The sequence below is a fragment of the Anoxynatronum buryatiense genome (genome assembly GCF_900182905.1).
GTDB lineage: Bacteria > Bacillota > Clostridia > Peptostreptococcales > Tindalliaceae > Anoxynatronum > Anoxynatronum buryatiense.
This window is the reverse complement of record NZ_FXUF01000015.1, coordinates 15,726-32,086: the sequence shown is the minus strand read 5'-3', so window position 1 is coordinate 32,086 and position 16,361 is coordinate 15,726. Positions and strand designations below refer to the sequence as shown.

Genomic DNA, 16,361 nt, shown 5'->3' with positions numbered 1-16,361 from the left:
GTGATTTTATTCAGTCCATGGATTGGTTGTCAGACTTTTTAATGGAAGGTTCCGTCATATAGAGTAACGTAAGAGTAGGGGTGGTTTCAGTGCAGTTGACAGATGCCCAGCTTGTAACAAAGATCCTGCGTGGAGACCCCACCGGCTTTCAGGAGCTGGTTTCCCGTTACCAAAAACCGGTTTTTGGCATCTGTTATCGCATGATGCGGCAACGGGAGGAGGCAGAGGACCTTTCTCAGGAAGTGTTCATCAAAGCCTACCGCTACCTGGGTCAATACAACCATGAGCATAAATTTTCTTCGTGGATTCTGAAGATTGCCACCAACACCTGCATCGATGCCATACGAAAAAAACGGGTGGACACCCTGCCCCTTGATGAGGAGATCAAAACCAATCAGGAGGATGTGAGTGCTGAAAGAGCCTTTTTACAGGAGGAAGCCCATCGGGAAATTGAAGCCGCCATCGGCTCGCTTCCCCCGGATTACAGGATTGTGGTGTTGCTTTATCATCACCAGGGCCAAAGCTATCAGCAGATTGCCGACCAACTGGAGATTCCCATGTCAATGGTCAAGAACCGATTATTCCGTGCCCGTAAAATGTTAAAAGAATCCCTGAAAAAGTTGAAGGAGGAAACCCTATGGACTGCCGAACAAGTTCAGAAATCATGATCAAACAAATGGACGGTCCACTGGCCGAAGCTGATATGCAAGGATGGCAGCAGCACCTGTCAGCCTGCACAAAATGCCGGAAAGAAGCGGCTGAGTGGCAGCAGCTATCGGTGATGCTGGCGCGGCTTCCTGACCTTGACCCTTCGCCGGGATTTGAACGCCGGGTGATGGCCGCAATTGACCCGATGCGCTATGCCGTTCGTCAACCGCAACATGCCATGAACCTGGGCATGTTATTCATCTGGATAGGAATCGTGGGAGGGGCTTCGCTGCTGGTGGTGGAAGCCGCTGCCCGCATGCAGCAATGGATGATGACATGGTTTCAGGGAACCGCCCTGTACCGCCTCTTGGCATTTGTGTACGAGTTTGTGGTGATTCGGGGAATTTTCTACTTCCTCATGCCCCAAAAGGGACTGTGGGACTGGCTGACCCGTTGGGAAACTGTCGACAGCTGGTGGGTGACCATGGGAACCTTGAACCTGGTCATGGTATTGGTGCTCATCAAGGTGATACTGGACAGAATTCTGGCCGGCGGAAGGGGAGAAGTACGATGAACAGCTGGAAAAAAAGACTGGGGTGTGCTTTTCTGACAATGCTGCTGTCGGGTATGGTGGTGGAAGCGGCACCATCAACACCGGTTCGTGGACAACTGGTGCAGTTTCACCGCCCTGTGGAGGTGGAAGCCGGTGAGACTGTCGCCGGTGACGTGGTTAGTTTTTTCAGTACGGTCACCATTCGAGGCCAGGTGGAAGGCGATGTGGTGGGTGTTTTCAGCCAGATTACGGTGGAAGGCGGCACCATCGAAGGTGATACGGTGGCAGTATTTGCCCCCCTGTACCTTCAGCGGGCCACCGTTGAAGGAGATGCCATTTCTGTCTTCGGTGGTGTCACCGCCGATGCCCAAACCAGCATCAGCGGCAGTGCCGTTGGTGTGATGGGATCAGGGCTTAATGCCCGGGATGCACGGGTACAGGGAGATCGCATTGATGTGGCCGGTTTTTTGCCGGGAAACATGAGCGGACTGCCGGTACTGGCAGTGCTCCTGGCGATTTTTCTGGGACTAAAGCAGTTGGTGGCCTTTGTGGTGGGTGTCATTGCCATTGTGGTTTTCCCGGAACGATTTGAACGCATGGCAGATCATGGCTTCGACGAAGTGGGCAAAAAAACCCTGGTGGGCATTCTGCTGAGCATGGGCGTTCTGGTGCTTATGGTGATTCTGGCCGTATCAGTGGTGGGCAGTCCGCTGGTACCCCTTGTGTTCCCTGCCTTTATGCTGTTGGAATTTGCAGGGAATACCACCATGAAAATCGCCCTTGGACGACGAATTGGCCAGGGATTGGGGCGCCAATGGGGAGCCATTCTTGAGCTCTTCATTGGTTCGCTGATCTACCTGTTGCTGGAAATCACGTTGGTGGGAAAAATCTTCACTTTTATTTTCAAACTCATTGGAATGGGAGAAGTAATGGACAGCCGGTTTGGAGACAGGCCAAAACACCGACAGGCAGGAGGGCTGGCAGATGCCCCGTCAAATTGACCGGCAGGTCGCTGAACTGCCCAGCCTGAAAATGCCGCCGCCGGGCTGGCTGACTCTGGGCATTGAAACCAGTTGCGACGAAACAGCAGTAAGCGTGGTGCGAGACGGGCGTCAGGTGCTTTCCAGTATCGTGGCCTCTCAAATTCCCGAACACCAGAAATTTGGTGGTGTGGTGCCTGAGGTGGCTTCCCGGCAGCATGTGGAAACCATTACCCAAGTAATCGATGAAGCCCTGCGAGAAGCTGAAGTCTCCCTTGAACAGATCCATCAGGTGGCTGTTACCTACGGGCCGGGTCTTGTGGGGGCCCTCCTGGTGGGAGTGGCTGCGGCCAAAGCCCTGGCTTATGGACGACGCTTGCCCCTCAATGGCGTGAACCATATTGAAGGCCACCTTTTTGCCAATTTTATCCAATCCCCATCATTGGAACCGCCCCTCTTGGCCCTCATTGTTTCAGGCGGACATACGCATCTGGTGCATATGAAACAGTATGGCGTTTATGAAATTCTGGGAAAAACAAGGGATGATGCAGCGGGGGAAGCTTTTGACAAAGTGGCTCGCGTGCTGGGGCTGGGTTATCCCGGCGGCCCCCTCATTGATGCGGCGGCCCGCCAGGGTGATCCCCGGGCCATTGATTTCCCCAGGGCAGTTGTGACAGATCACCCCTGGGATTTCAGCTTTAGCGGCTTGAAGTCGGCGGTGCTGAACCATGTCAATACGGTGAGAATGAAGGGCCATGACGTGCAGGTGGCCGACGTGGCTGCCAGCTTTCAGCAGGCGGTGGTGGATGTGCTGGTGAATAAAACCCTGGACTGCGCAGTGACAAACGGCATTAAGCAGGTGGTGCTTTCCGGCGGAGTGGCCGCCAACAGCCTGCTGCGCCAGACGCTGGCTGACCGGTGCCGGGAACAGGGCATCGCCTTCTGCGCTCCTGATCTTGCCCTCTGCACCGATAACGGCGCTATGATTGCCTGCGTGGGGTATTATGATTACAGCCTGGGAATTCGTTCCCGGTGGAACCTGAATGCAGTGGCTGGTTTGTCCATCGGAGAACGGAATGAACAATGGTTCTTCAGAGATGCATCATTTCCTTCAAAGCATGTTGACATAAAATAACATCCATAACAGGATCAAAAACCGAAAGGGCAGTCAAATGCCTGTCTTTTGCCGTTTAAAAGAAAAAAAGTCCAATAGATAAGTTGATTGAGCATTATCGTTCTCAACTGATTCTCACCTGTGTTAACTGAGAAGATCTCTCCAGAAAAGACATTTTATGGGGATGAGGCAGGTGTGGATATTGTGGATATCTTTGAAAAGAAGTGTTAGCAAGGACTAAAACTGTGGATAACTTTGTGGAAAACATTGAAAAACTGTGGAGAAAAAATGAAACCCTGCCGTCAATTGATTGACGACAGGGTTTTGTGAGAAAATGCGTTAACATAATTCAGATGAACCTCATCATGATTCCTCCGCCTGTTCCAGCAAAACTTCCCATTCACTGTACAGCGTTTCCAGTGAGGCTTTTAGAGCGGCAGATTCTTCATGAATGCGGCGGCTTTCGGCTGCATCAGAATAGATTTCCGGTAAACACATGAGCGCCTCCAGTTCTTTTACCTTCTCTTCAAGCTGATGCATGTCTTTCTCCAGCTGGGAGAGGTTTTTTCTCAGGGCATTGGAGGCGTCCCGCTGGCGCCGCTCCTTTTGGCGCTCCTGTTTCTGACGGGTGCGGTTGTCAATCACCGGCTCCACCAGGGCATGTTGTTCCTGGAGGAGTTGCTTTTTCTTGGCCGTATAGTCATCGTAATTTCCCAGATAATGGGTCAATCCCTCTGGTGAAAATTCCAGCACGCCGGTGGCAATGCGGTTGATAAAATAGCGGTCGTGGGAAATAAAGAAAAGCGTGCCGTCATAAGTCTGCAGTGACTCCTCCAGATTTTCCCTGGCGGGAATGTCCAGATGGTTGGTGGGTTCGTCCAGCAGCAGCAGATTATGATGGGAAAGCATGAGTTTCAGCAGTGACAGCCGGGCTTTTTCGCCGCCGCTGAGATGTGCAATGGGGGTGAAGACCTCCTCACCAACAAAGAGAAAGGCACCCAGCCAGGTGCGCAGCTGTGTTTCGTTGAACCGGGGATAAGCATTGTGAAGTTCTTCCATAACAGTGCAGGTTTCATCCAGGTTTTTCAGCTCCTGGTGGTAGTAACCCAAAGAGACCTGGTGGCCCAGTGTCAGGGTGCCAGTGTCGGGCGTGAGCTCGCCTGCCACCATGCGAAAGAGAGTGGTTTTTCCGATGCCGTTGGGACCCACCAGGGCAATGCGTTCACCCCGCTGCAGGGTGAAACTCACTGATTCAAAGAGCGGCGGCTGAGTCTCCCAGCTTTTGGAAATATTTTCAGCAGCCAGCACTTGACGGCCGCTGTTCTGGCCAACTTGAAAATGGAGCGAAGAAAGCACAGCCTGGTGTACCCGCTGTTGGGGCCGTTCCATTTTTTCCAGCTTCTTCTCCCGGCTCTTGGCCCGGTTGGCCAGTTTTTCAGTGCCGTGCTGCTTCATGCGCCGTACCAGTTCTTCCTGGCGCTGTATTTCCTTTTCCTGTTTCTTTGCGCTGCGTTCTGCGGCCTCAAGCATGGCTGCCTTTTTTTTCAGGGCTTCGGTATAGCCGCCCCGAAAACTGGTGACAGTTTGCTGCGCCACTTCCAGTGTCCGGTCGGTGACCTGATCAAGAAAGTAACGGTCGTGGGAAATGACCAGAATGGTTCCGGAATAAGAACGCAAAAAACTTTCCAGCCATTCCACCGATTCGATGTCCAAATGATTGGTGGGCTCATCCAGCAGCAACAGATCGGGTTTGCTCAGCAAGAGGCGCCCCAGGGTGAGGCGTGTTTTTTGGCCGCCCGACAGGGTGTTTACCTGCCGCTGAAAATCATCCCCATAAAAACCAAGCCCGTTCAGCACGCCCCGCACCTCGCTGCGAAAGGCATATCCGTTTTGAGCTTCAAAGCTCTCTGTGAGCCGGGCGTATGCAGCCATCACTTCTTCCAGGCGCTCATGATCGTCGGCAGAAGCAGAGGCACCGGTTTGCGCAATTATGGTCTCCAGACGACGCAGCTCTTCCTCCATATCAAGCAGGTGTTGAAACACCGCCAGCACATAATCGTGGACGGTTTCATCCGTCGTCATTTCCGGCATCTGATGTTGAATACCCATGCGCAGCGTGCCGGGGATGAACAATTGCCCCTCGTCATGGGGCAGCTCCCGGGTGAGCAGTTGAAAGAGGGTGGTTTTTCCTGCACCGTTGGGTCCCACAACCCCCACTTTTTCGCCGGCATTGATGGAGAAAGAGATGCGGTCGAAAAGACAACGGGTACCAAAATATTTAGATAATTGACTGACAGACAGAATGACCATGTAAAAACTCCTTAAAAAACGTTATTTTATGAACAAACAACAGACGAAAGCGTTTTTTTTTTCTGCTATTTATATTATAATGAACAGTGACCATCCTGTCATCCCGAGAAAATGAGGTGAATTGCAGTGAAAAAAGATGTGAAAAATGTATCCATGGCGGTCATCCGTCGACTTCCCAAGTATCACAGGCGCTTAAAAGAACTCATGGATAAGGATGTTACCCGAATTTCATCCAAGGAACTCAGCGCAATGATTGGGTTCACCGCCTCGCAAATTCGTCAGGACCTCAACTGCTTTGGCGGATTCGGCCAGCAGGGCTATGGGTACGACGTGGCCGAGCTTTATGGTGAAATCAGTCGGATTCTGGGGCTGACGGGGGAGTACAATACCATCATCATAGGGGCCGGAAACCTGGGCCAGGCCATTGCCAACTACTCCAACTTTGAAAAGAAGGGGTTTCATATGCTGGCGTTGTTTGAAAAAAACCCGCGCCTCATTGGCCTGCAGATCCGGGACGTTCCGGTGTTGGACATCGACGAACTGGAAAGCTTCTGCGCCGACAAAAAAATTGACATCGGTGTTATCTGCACCAACAAGGAAAGTGCTCAGGATGTCGCCGACACACTCATCAAGCTGCCTGTGAAAGCCATCTGGAATTTTGCCCCGGCAGACATACAGGTACCGGAATCCATTACGTTGGAGAATGTTCACCTTAGCGACAGTCTCTACATCATTTCTTATCTGCTTAAAATGAATGAAATGGAGTAATCTGGAGCGCAACCAGACAGTACAGTTCGTTGGATGACCCGGCACCTGTGGTGCCGGGTTGTTTTTTTCTGCCCTGCTTTCAGTTCCTGTCATCAGGCATGCCGATTTTGCTGCTGATGGATGTGAAGGCGCGAATCAATGAGTGCTTCATGTTAGAGGGCCACTGTTTTATGGTAGAATAGAAAGGAACACACAAAATCAATGGAGATTGATCCCGTGGTACAGGTCACAGGATACAGATATCTGAATCAACAAATTCTAAAAGAGAATGGAGAATGGGGCATGATGAAGCGCGGTGTGGTGATGGGACTCATCTTCAGCCTGGCGTTGTCGGTGGTGGTGCTGACGGCAAAGCCTGTAATGGCAGTGTCTTCTCCCGAAATTGTGTTGGATGGGCAGCGGTTACTGTTGCCTGCCGGAGAGCCGGGACCGGTGATCAGCTCTGAGGGGCGGGTGTTGGTGCCGGCCAGATGGATTGCCGAAGCCCTGGGGCTGCGTGTCAGCTGGCAGGAGACTACCCGTCAGGCCGTTTTCGAAGACGCTCACCAGCAAACGGTGCTCACCATCGGATCTTCCACTGCTCAAATCGGGCAGCATACTGTGAGACTGGATTCGCCGGCTGCGGTGCTTCAAGGGCGCACCTATGTTCCGCTGCGATTTGTCACCGAGGCTTTTGGAGCCCGGGTGGCCTGGGACCCTCAGGCCCGCCAGGTGAACATTGAAAGCTTTCAGTCACTGACAACACGGCTGAAACAATTGTTCCAGATTCAGGGAATCGGCCTGGGAGACCCGGCTGCGCTGGTGGTGACTCTTTGGGGTGAACCGCTGGAAAAACTGCCCAGCGAGTACGCCTTTGAATGGTGGATTTACCACGACAACTATCGAAATTACGTGCAGGTGGGGGTGGAGAAAGACCGGGTGGCGGCCCTCTATACCAACGGCACTCACTGGGAGTCTGACAGCGGTCTCGCTGCCGGCAGTCTTCAGACGGCGGTGCGGCAGATTCTCGGAAAACCCCTGGAATGGATCGAAAAAGGTCAGAACCGTTACCTGCGAGACGGTAAAAAGCATAGCGACCTGTTTCTGCTGGAAGACATTGCCTATGGAGAATTCTATTATGACATTCATGAAAACCACCAGGTGACGGCAATTCAGGTGATTTTAAAACAGTCGGAAGAAAGCATGAACGGCTTTCTGGGGAATCAGCGGCCAGAGCTGGAAAAAAGCTACAGCCGGCAGCTTTTTCTGCTGGCCAATGCACTTCGCACCCGAATGGGACTACCTGCCTTTCAGTGGAATGAACAGGCGGCTCAGGCAGCGGAAAAACACAGCCGCGATATGGGCGTCAAAGATTATTTTTCCCATGAAACACCTGAGGGCAGAACCTTTGTGCAGCGACTGACAGCAGAAGGGCTTCGGTTCACAAAGGCTGGTGAAAATATTGCAGCCAACCTCAATGCCATCAATGCTCATGAGGCTCTCATGAACTCACCGGGGCACCGGGCCAATCTGCTTTCAGACATGACACACCTTGGAACCGGATCTTCACAGGGACATCAGGGAACTTTTGAATTACTGCATACCCAGAAATTCCTGTCATTCTAACGAAAAATGATGATTCAAAATATGTATGAAAGTGCAGGGGATGAAGCTTGCGCCACTATTACACTCAAATACACCAATACATGGAGCGGCTCATAAGCCAGGTGATTCTGACAGATCGCCGGGAACTGGAAGTGAACGGCGGGCGGATGAATCTGCAGGAGTATCTTTTACTGAAAAAGGTGCGCCGGGATGAGGGGCAAACCTTTCAGCAGATGATGGAAGAAACAGGTTGCAGCCGCAATGAAGTGACAGCGATGGTTCGCCGGCTGCTGAAGCAGCATTTGATTCAAAAGGGCCCGGCTTCCCAGGACCGTCGAATCAGGCGGCTGGTCTTGACAGAAGAAGGAAAAGACTGTTTGCTTCGCATGGAAAGCATGGAACAGGAACTGCTGTATGGATTACTCAATGAGTTTACCCTCAATGAAGAAAAAGCCATTCTGAAATTTCTTGTGAAACTGGAAATGCAGCTGAAAGAAAAAGACAGTGCCGCAGCACTGCCTTCCTGTCAAATCGATGAAACTGATTAAAACGGACCGTTAAGACTGTTCCAGACTACTCGGGCTGAGGGGAGTCAACGGGGCACACATTGGCACATGCACCACAGTCGATGCAAGCTTCAGCGTCAATGACATAAATATCGTCGCCGGCAGTGATGGCATCTACTGGACATTCGGGTTCACAGGCACCACAGCTGATACAGGAATCATGAATAACATAAGCCATTACAAATACCTCCTCTAAAGTGATTCGTTTTGTTTGGTGACAACGTCATTATATCAGGGTGCGAAAGGTGAGGGCAAGAAGAAACAGCCGAATTTCGCAGAAAACAGAATCAATATAATGAAAATCATTTTTAATAAATGGGCAAAAAGGGGACTAAATGATGGAAGTAACCTTGTTCATCGGTGGCAGCGGCACCGGTAAAAGTTACCAGGCAATGCAGCTTGCAAAAACGCTGGGAATTCGTTACATCATAGACGACGGGCTGCTGATCCGTGACAACCGGGTATTGGGAGGACGCTCCGCCAAACGGGAATCCTCCCGTATGGGAGCTGTGCGAAGAGCCATATTCAATGACAAAGAGCACTGCCGGCAGGTGCGTGACCTTATTGAATCAGAAAATCCTACGAAATTACTGATTCTGGGAACCTCGGAAAAAATGGTACACACCATTGTGCAGCAACTGCAACTGCCGTCACCTGCTGCCACTATCTGGATTGATGAGGTGGCAGAGCCCTCAGAAATTCAGCTGGCCCGACGAATCCGCATGAAAGAAGGCAAGCACATTATTCCAGTGCCTGCCTTCCAACTAAAAAAAGATTTTTCGGGGTTTTTTCTCAATCCCCTTCAAGTGCTTAAAGGGTTCGGAAAAGATACCGCCGGTCAGGAAGGGGAAAAATCGGTGGTGCGGCCCACCTTCAGCTACCTGGGCAAATACACCATCTCCGACGGTGTCATCCGCAGCCTGGTACATCATGCCCTTCATCGACACACCCAGTTGATTCCCATGGGAACCACCTTTATACACAACACCCGAAACGGTCTGGTGGTAGAACTGGATGTGAAAGCCCCCTTCGGTATTCCGGTTACCCGCCAGCTTCGACTGGCCCAGGAGCGAATTGGCAGGGAAGTGGAAAACATGACGGCGCTTCACCTGGCGTCGGTGAACATTACCATTAAAAAGTGGGTGTAGGCACAAGCCGCTCACCAAAGTAGTTGCCGCATAAAGGCGTTCACCGTTAATCGCATCTGCTTAAAGGCGCCTGCCCCCGTCAGGTGTTTTGTCAGACCTTGGAAGAAACTGTTGGCAGGGCGCACCGGTGGATTCATAAACAAGCTGTGAGGGCATCTTGGCAGTCTTAAAGCCAAAAAAAGTGCAGGCCTTGGGATAACGTGGATTCCAGGTGACCTTGAAGAACTGGCACCGATAACAATTAATCCGCTTCATGGCACTAGCAAAGGGCCATCAAGCTCAAAAGAGCCCGCATGTACTGGGGAAGATCGGCGGGGCCCTTGGCAGAGACCAGCGAACCGTGGGTAACCACCGGCTCATCAACCCAGTGGGCGCCGGCATTCACCAGGTCGTCCCGAATGGCCGGTGTACTGGTCACCTGTTTCCCCTTGAGCGTGTTGGCAGAAACCAACACCCAGCCGGCATGGCAGATCTGTCCGATAATTTTGTTTTCCTGGTCCATATGGCGGGCCAGATCCAGCACCTCCGGATACCGCCGCAGTTTATCCGGAGCCCAGCCGCCGGGAATCAGCAGGCCGTCGAAATCCTCCGGGTTCACGTCGGCCAGGCGCAGGTCGGTCGTTGCAGGCACACCATATTTGCCATGGTAAACGCGATTGGCTTCCTTTCCCGCCAGCAGCACTTCAATGCCGGCTTCCCGTAACCGGTATACCGGATACCACAGCTCAAGGTCTTCAAAGGCTTCATCCACCAATTGGATAAAACGGATTTTTTTTGTTTTTGTTGACATGAGAACACCTCCTTAGAAAACGAATACCCTCTTTTATGCCAAATATGCGATTCGTTTATAAATCGCTGATATAAAAATGTATCAAGGGGGGCGAAAAAAGGTCTTGTGAAACGGAACGTCCAATGATAGTGCCGATTCTGCAAAGGGGTGATACATGTGTGAATCAGATGGTGAAGGGATCATCATCCATTATTTGACGAAACACTTGAAATCTGGGAGCTGCGTTACCATGGCGGTTTGAATCTTTCTGGCACAGTCCTTGCAAGAAAATGACCATAGACGTGTTTTTCATGATGGCTGCAGGCAATAGAAGCGCGCCGCTCAGAGTAACCTGAAAATTTTCAATGTTTGCTGGTGTGCAGACGCCTGGATCCACCGCATGAAATAATACCTGAAAGGGATTATCTGAAAGGAGTGCATGTCAATGGATGAAACGCCGACGTAAAGCACAGCATCATGGCGGAAGCAGTAAGACTTGTTTATTGATCGGCTTCAGTCCTTCAGGCACATAAGATTACCCGCAAGGTGATCGACAGGGAAACCTGAGTTTTCCTGTGAAATCGATTGCCGCCAAACGAGAATCGTTCCATCGATGCCGTTGCAGGTTCTGAGGCTTTAAAAAACCGGCTGGAAACACTTCGGCAGGTTTACTTCAATAAGAACGACCGGGTTCATTATGGTTCAACGGACATGGTTAACCGCGAATCAAAATGAGTCCGGATCAGTTAGTTAAAAGGAGGAAAAGGCATTGGAAGAAAAACGCAAAGCCTATTTAACAGAAGTGGTGCCCCCGTTTACACCCCTGACAGCCATGGAGGAAGCCTCCCGCTGTCTCCTGTGTCATGATGCTCCCTGTAGTGCAGGATGTCCTGCGGGCACTGACCCGGGCAAATTCATCCGTTCCATTCGTTTCCGCAATGTGAAGGGTGCTGTTGAAACCATTCGGGAAAACAACATCCTGGGAGCCACATGTGCCCGGGTATGCCCCTATGGCCGCACCTGTGAAGAAGCCTGCAGCCGCACCGGCATTGATGTGCCCATTCAAATTGGTCGATTGCAGCGTTTTGCCACCGACTTTGAGCAGGCCCTTGGCATGAAGGTGCTGGAAGCACCAGAAGCCAGCCTGGAAAAAGTGGCTGTCATCGGCGGCGGACCAGCCGGCCTGGCAGCAGCTGCCCGCCTGGCAATGAAAGGCTATCAGGTGACCATTTTTGAAAAGAACGAAAAAGCCGGCGGTGTATTGACCTATGGGATTGTTCCCGGCAGACTTCCCCAGGAAATTGTTGACTGGGAAGTGAAGTATGTTAAAGATCTGGGTGTAGAATTTGTCTACAACTGCTGTGTAGGGAAAGATATTACATGGGCAGAACTGAAAAACCAGGGCTTTAAAGCTTTCTTCCTGGCCATGGGACTTCAGCAGTCAAAACCCATCGATATTCCCGGCATGGATCTTGAAAATGCCGACTATGCCCTTGATTTCCTGGCCGGCGCAAAGCCAAGCGAAGGAAAACTGGCAGTGGGTGAGCATGTGGTGGTGGTCGGCGGCGGAGACGTGGCCATGGATTGTGCCACCACTGCCAAAATGCTGGGAAATCGTGTGACAGTGGTTTACCGACGGCGTCAAATGGATATGCCGGCTTACCCGCCAGAAGTGGCCTATGTTCAATCACTGGGTGTTGACTTTATCACCGAAACCCTGCCGGTGGAAGTGCTGGGAGAAAACGGTAAAGTCACTGCTCTGAAAGCCCGGGGAAAAGACGGTGTTTCAGAGTTTGTGCTGAAAGCTGACCGTGTTGTCATGGCCATTGGCCAGGAAGTGGATGAAACTGGTTACGCTGAAGGGCTGAAGGTGAATGACAAGCAGCTGGCTGTGGTGGATGAAGCCACCTGTGCCACCAGCGTCGAAGGTGTTTATGCGGCCGGTGACGTTGTGAATGGCGGTAAAACAGTGGTACAAGCAGTGGCAGAAGGCAAAGCGGCCGCCGACGGCATTGATGCCTGGCTGGCTTCCAAGCGATAACCAAGTCCAAGAAAGAAGGTGTGAATCAAGATGGCAAAACGCAAAGATCTGTCCATGGAGTTTTGTGGCGTCAAATGTGAGAATCCGTTTTTCCTGTCTTCCTCACCGGTGGGCAGTAACTACGATATGTGTAAAAAAGCGTTGGAAACCGGCTGGGGTGGCATTGTTTACAAAACCATCGGCTACTGGATTCCCCAGGAGTGTTCTCCCCGGTTTGACCAGACCCGTAAAGAAGGCACTTCCTTTGTGGGCTTCAAGAACATGGAAATGATCTCCGATAAACCCACAGAGAAAAACCTGGAAATGATGTATCAGTTGAAGAAAGACTTTCCTGATAAGGTGCTGGTGGCTTCCATCATGGGTGAAAACACCGAAGAGTGGAAGAAGCTGGCAAAAGCGGTAACTGAGATTGGTGCCGACATCATCGAGTGTAACTTCTCATGTCCTCAGATGACCACCCATGCCATGGGTTCAGATGTGGGATGTAACTTCAACCTGGTGGCAGAGTATACCCGCGCAGTGGTGGAATCCACCCATCTGCCGGTGATGCCCAAAATGACCCCTAACCTGACACTGATGGAGCTGCCCGCCCGTGCTTCCGTGAAAAACGGCGCCAAAGCCATTGCCGCCATCAATACCATCAAAAGTATCACCGAGGTGGATCTGGACAACCTGACCTGCCTGCCCATTGTTAATAGAAAATCCTCCATCTCCGGTTATTCCGGCAAGGCAGTAAAACCAATTGCCCTGCGCTTCATTGCTCAAATGGCCAAGGATGATGAACTGAAAAACATCCCCATTAGCGGCATGGGCGGTATTGAAACCTGGCAGGATGCCCTTGAATTCCTGCTGGTGGGTGCCAGCAACCTGCAGGTCACCACTTCTGTCATGCAGTATGGTTACCGCATTGTGGAAGACCTGATCAGCGGTGTTTCCTACTGGATGGAAGAAAAAGGCATCACCGACCTGAACACCATTGTGGGCCAGGCGCTTCCCAATATCGTTCCTGCAGAAGAAATCGAACGTGACTTTAAGGTTTATCCCAAGTATGACCACGACAAATGTGTGGGCTGTGGTCGCTGCTATGTTTCCTGTTATGACGGTGGGCATCAGGCCATTGACTGGAACGAAACAGAGCGCCGCCCCTACCTGAACGAAGACAAGTGCGTGGGTTGTGGACTGTGCTGGATCGTCTGTCCCATCGAAAACTGCATTACCCCGGGAGAAGTGAAGTTCCATGATTTCGGAACTCCCCGCGATATCCACGTGATTCCCAAGCAATTTATCTAACAGCCACTTTGTGGCAAAAGCCTGCAAGGATATCGAAGATATCTAAGAAACTAAAAAACCTGCAGAAACGCAATAAGAAAGCTGTGACGGTCGTTGACTGTCACAGCTTTCTGTATTTCAAGTTTCAAATCTTGTATTTCCTATTTCCTAAACCATATTTCCTATATCCTACATCCTATGTTCTGTTTCCTATGTCCTGTGCCCCGTTCCGGCTCCCTACTCCCTGATATCGGCCTGTAGCTCCCGGCGCAGTTCCTCCGATCGCTGGGCAGAAGCCTGTATGGCCTCCATCACATGCTCCTGAAAATGGCGGGTTTCAAGAACTTTCATCCCGGCCAGGGTGGTACCGTTGGGTGAGCAGATCTGGCGAATCAGGGTATCCAGGTCATCTTCGCTGGCGGCGGCCATTTCCACGGCGCCCCGAAGGGTTTGGATAGCCAGCTGTGAAGCGGTATCATGGGATAACCCCAGCGATACACCACCTTCAATCATGGCTCGAAGAAAGGCATAGACATAGGCCGGGCCGCTGCCGCTGAGGCCGGTGACACCGGGCATTTGAGACTCCTCCACCTGAACAACGGCGCCGACACATTGAAAGATGCGCTCTGCCAGTGCCATGTCGCCGGGGGTGACAGCCGCATTGCCCGTGAGGGCGGTGGCAGATGCCAAAACCCGGGCAGAAGTGTTGGGCATGGCCCGCACTACCGGGTGAGCGACAGAAAGGCTTTTGGTCAGACCGGCAATGTCAATTCCGGCAGCAATGGAAATAAACAACTTTCGCTCAGTGGCCAGGGGATCCACTTCCCTGAGGAGGTTAAAAAGATCCTGAGGCTTAACGGCCAACACCAGCACATCACTCCAGGTCACCAAGCCTTCCTTGTCCATGGAAACAATCGACTGTCCGGCAATTTCCAAAGGGTGATGTTCAGACTGAAGCTTGTCATTGAAACGAATGTGGGCCGGGGCAAACTGACCTGATTGAACCATGCCCTGAATGAGTGCTTTTGCCATGTTACCGGCTCCGATAAAACCAATGTGTTTATCTTGCATCACAGCACCTCCTAAACTGATAAAGAAAAACCTTCACCTGTAACAAGCGAAGGTTTTCTCTGAAATTGCTAACACTTTACCATTGAAAGACATTCTTGTCAACGGCTGCAGAAAACACTACGTCAGCGGTGTCCGCTTAACGAATTCGCCCCAGCCTTTTTCGCCCACAAACTGCCCATTGTCATAGACCAGTTTGCCGCGGGAGAAGGTCATAACGGGGTAGCCCTTCAGCTCCACGCCTTCCCAGATGGTGTAATCCACATCAGAGTGCATGTTATCCTTGGAAATCACATAGGTCTTCTCGGGGTCATAGATGACCAGATCGGCATCAGATCCGGGAGCGATGGTTCCCTTTTGGGGAGCGCAGCCAAAGAGCTGGGCCACGTTGGTGGAGCATACCTCAACCGCTTTGTTGAAGGAGATGCGGCCCCGGTTGGCTTCGCTGAGCATGTAAGGATACATGTTTTCAACACCCATGCAGCCATTGGGAATTTTGGTGAAGTCGTCTTTGCCCCAGTCTTTTTCGTAAGACTGGAAAGGGCAGTGGTCGGTGGCCACGATGGAAATGTCGCCCCGCTTAATGCCATCCCACAGGGCATCCTGTGATTCGGGGCCCTTAATGGGAGGTGAGCATACGAAATTGCGGCCGTCTTCCCGCTTGTACACTTCGTTGGTGAAATACAGGTACTGAGGGCAGGTTTCTGCAATCACATCATAGCCTTCCTGCCGGGCTCTGGTGACTTCGTCCATACCTTCCTTGCAGGCCAGGTGAACAATATATAGGGGCACATTGAAAGACTTGGCCCAGTGAATGGCCCGCTTGTCGGCTTCGGCCTCTGCGTATTCTGGCCGGCTCAGATAATGGTACCAGGCGTGGGTCTTGCCTTCTTTTAGGAAATTCTCAATGTTCATATCGATAACATCAGGGTTTTCAGCATGAACAGATACCCGGGCACCCACTTCTTTGGCGCGAATCATCGCCCGCACCATCACGCCGTCGTCAACCATCAAGCCTTCTTTTTTATACACCATGAACACCTTGAAACTGTTAATGCCATAATCCACTGCCTGTTTGAACTCTTTCAAAACAGCAGGAGTCAGGTCGGTAATGGCGGTGTGGAAAGAATAGTCCACGCAAGCCTGAGGCTCGCACAGGGCGCGGCGGCCTTCAACGGCCTCCACCAGCCCCTGCCCCTTGCCCTGAATGACAAAGTCAAAAACAGTGGTAGTGCCGCCGCAGGCAGCAGCCCGGGTGCCGGCTTCATAGCTGTCGGAAGAAACGGTGCCCCCAAAGGGCATTTCCAGATGCGTGTGAGCATCCAGTGCGCCGGGCAGTACATAGTTGCCTGTGGCATCAATGATCTGTTTTGCCTCCATCTGGTCCAGGGAACGGGTAATGACTTCAATCTTACCGTCGCGGACGCCGATGTCTGCCTTAAAAGTATCCTTGGCAGTGATGACAGTGCCATTTTTGATGATTAAATCCATCATAACATGATCCCTCCTTCAAAATTAAACGCAAGCACCTCCGGCTGCATAC

Annotated in this window: 15 protein-coding genes; 10 read left to right on the top strand and 5 right to left on the bottom strand. The window is 51.7% G+C overall.

The annotated features are described in order from the left end of the window. Window positions 1–89 precede the first annotated feature (89 nt). Genes QOL74_RS15195 through tsaD form a run of 4 tightly spaced genes read left to right on the top strand, consistent with a single transcriptional unit; the run spans window position 90 to window position 3,316 of the window. On the top strand, window positions 90–668 hold the full coding sequence (locus tag QOL74_RS15195; RefSeq protein WP_283410352.1) for an RNA polymerase sigma factor: 579 nt from the start codon (window positions 90–92) through the stop codon (window positions 666–668). Continuing rightward, a complete protein-coding gene (locus QOL74_RS15190; RefSeq protein WP_283410351.1) occupies window positions 638–1,222 on the top strand; it encodes an anti-sigma factor family protein in 585 nt (194 codons plus the stop codon). The genes QOL74_RS15195 and QOL74_RS15190 overlap by 31 nt, the downstream gene beginning before the upstream one ends. Further along, window positions 1,219–2,202: a hypothetical protein gene (locus tag QOL74_RS15185; RefSeq protein ID WP_283410350.1), complete on the top strand. Its 984-nt coding sequence runs from the start codon at window positions 1,219–1,221 to the stop codon at window positions 2,200–2,202. Before QOL74_RS15190 ends, QOL74_RS15185 begins: the two co-directional genes overlap by 4 nt. A gap of 31 nt (window positions 2,203–2,233) precedes the next feature. Continuing rightward, the gene (tsaD, locus tag QOL74_RS15180; RefSeq protein ID WP_283410414.1) at window positions 2,234–3,316 is read left to right on the top strand and encodes a tRNA (adenosine(37)-N6)-threonylcarbamoyltransferase complex transferase subunit TsaD; all 1,083 of its coding nucleotides are present in this window, start codon (window positions 2,234–2,236) and stop codon (window positions 3,314–3,316) included. Between the two features lie 342 nt (window positions 3,317–3,658). Here tsaD and QOL74_RS15175 read toward each other — a convergent pair whose 3' ends face one another. Continuing rightward, the gene (locus QOL74_RS15175) at window positions 3,659–5,605 is read right to left on the bottom strand and encodes an ABC-F family ATP-binding cassette domain-containing protein (protein ID WP_283410349.1); all 1,947 of its coding nucleotides are present in this window, start codon (window positions 5,603–5,605) and stop codon (window positions 3,659–3,661) included. A gap of 126 nt (window positions 5,606–5,731) precedes the next feature. On the opposite strand from QOL74_RS15175, the gene QOL74_RS15170 reads away from it, so the two are divergent. From QOL74_RS15170 to QOL74_RS15160, 3 genes are all read left to right on the top strand, one after another. Further along, window positions 5,732–6,373, top strand: coding sequence for a redox-sensing transcriptional repressor Rex (locus QOL74_RS15170; RefSeq protein ID WP_283410348.1), 642 nt, complete (start codon window positions 5,732–5,734; stop codon window positions 6,371–6,373). Window positions 6,374–6,574: 201 nt separating this feature from the next. Continuing rightward, complete coding sequence (locus QOL74_RS15165) at window positions 6,575–7,978, top strand: CAP-associated domain-containing protein (RefSeq protein ID WP_283410347.1); 1,404 nt, start codon at window positions 6,575–6,577, stop codon at window positions 7,976–7,978. Window positions 7,979–8,025: 47 nt separating this feature from the next. Then, entirely contained in the window at window positions 8,026–8,505 is a 480-nt protein-coding gene (locus QOL74_RS15160; RefSeq protein WP_283410346.1) for a MarR family winged helix-turn-helix transcriptional regulator, read from the top strand. 25 nt (window positions 8,506–8,530) lie between these two features. On the opposite strand, the gene QOL74_RS15155 is transcribed toward QOL74_RS15160, so the two are convergent. Next, window positions 8,531–8,701 (bottom strand): DUF362 domain-containing protein, encoded by a 171-nt coding sequence (locus QOL74_RS15155; RefSeq protein WP_283410345.1) that lies wholly within the window; start codon window positions 8,699–8,701, stop codon window positions 8,531–8,533. A 160-nt stretch (window positions 8,702–8,861) separates the two neighbouring features. Between QOL74_RS15155 and QOL74_RS15150 the strand changes: the two genes are divergently transcribed. Continuing rightward, the gene (locus QOL74_RS15150; RefSeq protein WP_283410344.1) at window positions 8,862–9,671 is read left to right on the top strand and encodes an AAA family ATPase; all 810 of its coding nucleotides are present in this window, start codon (window positions 8,862–8,864) and stop codon (window positions 9,669–9,671) included. 259 nt (window positions 9,672–9,930) lie between these two features. On the opposite strand, the gene QOL74_RS15145 is transcribed toward QOL74_RS15150, so the two are convergent. Beyond that, window positions 9,931–10,461, bottom strand: a complete 531-nt coding sequence (locus QOL74_RS15145) for a type 1 glutamine amidotransferase domain-containing protein (protein ID WP_283410343.1) — start codon at window positions 10,459–10,461, stop codon at window positions 9,931–9,933. A 748-nt stretch (window positions 10,462–11,209) separates the two neighbouring features. Here QOL74_RS15145 and QOL74_RS15140 point away from each other — a divergent pair. Together QOL74_RS15140 and preA are read left to right on the top strand one after the other, a co-directional pair. Next, window positions 11,210–12,481, top strand: coding sequence for an FAD-dependent oxidoreductase (locus tag QOL74_RS15140; protein WP_283410342.1), 1,272 nt, complete (start codon window positions 11,210–11,212; stop codon window positions 12,479–12,481). Window positions 12,482–12,511: 30 nt separating this feature from the next. Further along, complete coding sequence (preA, locus tag QOL74_RS15135) at window positions 12,512–13,771, top strand: NAD-dependent dihydropyrimidine dehydrogenase subunit PreA (protein ID WP_283410341.1); 1,260 nt, start codon at window positions 12,512–12,514, stop codon at window positions 13,769–13,771. A gap of 216 nt (window positions 13,772–13,987) precedes the next feature. Here preA and proC read toward each other — a convergent pair whose 3' ends face one another. Beyond that, window positions 13,988–14,821 (bottom strand): pyrroline-5-carboxylate reductase, encoded by an 834-nt coding sequence (proC, locus tag QOL74_RS15130; RefSeq protein WP_283410340.1) that lies wholly within the window; start codon window positions 14,819–14,821, stop codon window positions 13,988–13,990. A 117-nt stretch (window positions 14,822–14,938) separates the two neighbouring features. Further along, the gene (gene hydA / locus QOL74_RS15125) at window positions 14,939–16,309 is read right to left on the bottom strand and encodes a dihydropyrimidinase (RefSeq protein WP_283410413.1); all 1,371 of its coding nucleotides are present in this window, start codon (window positions 16,307–16,309) and stop codon (window positions 14,939–14,941) included. Between the last annotated feature and the right edge of the window lie 52 nt (window positions 16,310–16,361).

Excerpts from the sequence above, each read along its gene's own strand:
- QOL74_RS15190 (WP_283410351.1), top strand. The coding sequence starts at position 638 with ATGGACTGCCGAACAAGTTCAGAAATCATGATCAAACAAATGGACGGT.
- QOL74_RS15185 (WP_283410350.1), top strand. The coding sequence starts at position 1,219 with ATGAACAGCTGGAAAAAAAGACTGGGGTGTGCTTTTCTGACAATGCTG.
- tsaD (WP_283410414.1), top strand. The coding sequence starts at position 2,234 with ATGCCGCCGCCGGGCTGGCTGACTCTGGGCATTGAAACCAGTTGCGAC.
- QOL74_RS15175 (WP_283410349.1), bottom strand. The coding sequence starts at position 5,605 with ATGGTCATTCTGTCTGTCAGTCAATTATCTAAATATTTTGGTACCCGT.
- QOL74_RS15165 (WP_283410347.1), top strand. The coding sequence starts at position 6,575 with ATGGAGATTGATCCCGTGGTACAGGTCACAGGATACAGATATCTGAAT.
- QOL74_RS15155 (WP_283410345.1), bottom strand. The coding sequence starts at position 8,701 with ATGGCTTATGTTATTCATGATTCCTGTATCAGCTGTGGTGCCTGTGAA.
- QOL74_RS15150 (WP_283410344.1), top strand. The coding sequence starts at position 8,862 with ATGGAAGTAACCTTGTTCATCGGTGGCAGCGGCACCGGTAAAAGTTAC.
- QOL74_RS15145 (WP_283410343.1), bottom strand. The coding sequence starts at position 10,461 with ATGTCAACAAAAACAAAAAAAATCCGTTTTATCCAATTGGTGGATGAA.
- preA (WP_283410341.1), top strand. The coding sequence starts at position 12,512 with ATGGCAAAACGCAAAGATCTGTCCATGGAGTTTTGTGGCGTCAAATGT.
- proC (WP_283410340.1), bottom strand. The coding sequence starts at position 14,821 with ATGCAAGATAAACACATTGGTTTTATCGGAGCCGGTAACATGGCAAAA.
- hydA (WP_283410413.1), bottom strand. The coding sequence starts at position 16,309 with ATGGATTTAATCATCAAAAATGGCACTGTCATCACTGCCAAGGATACT.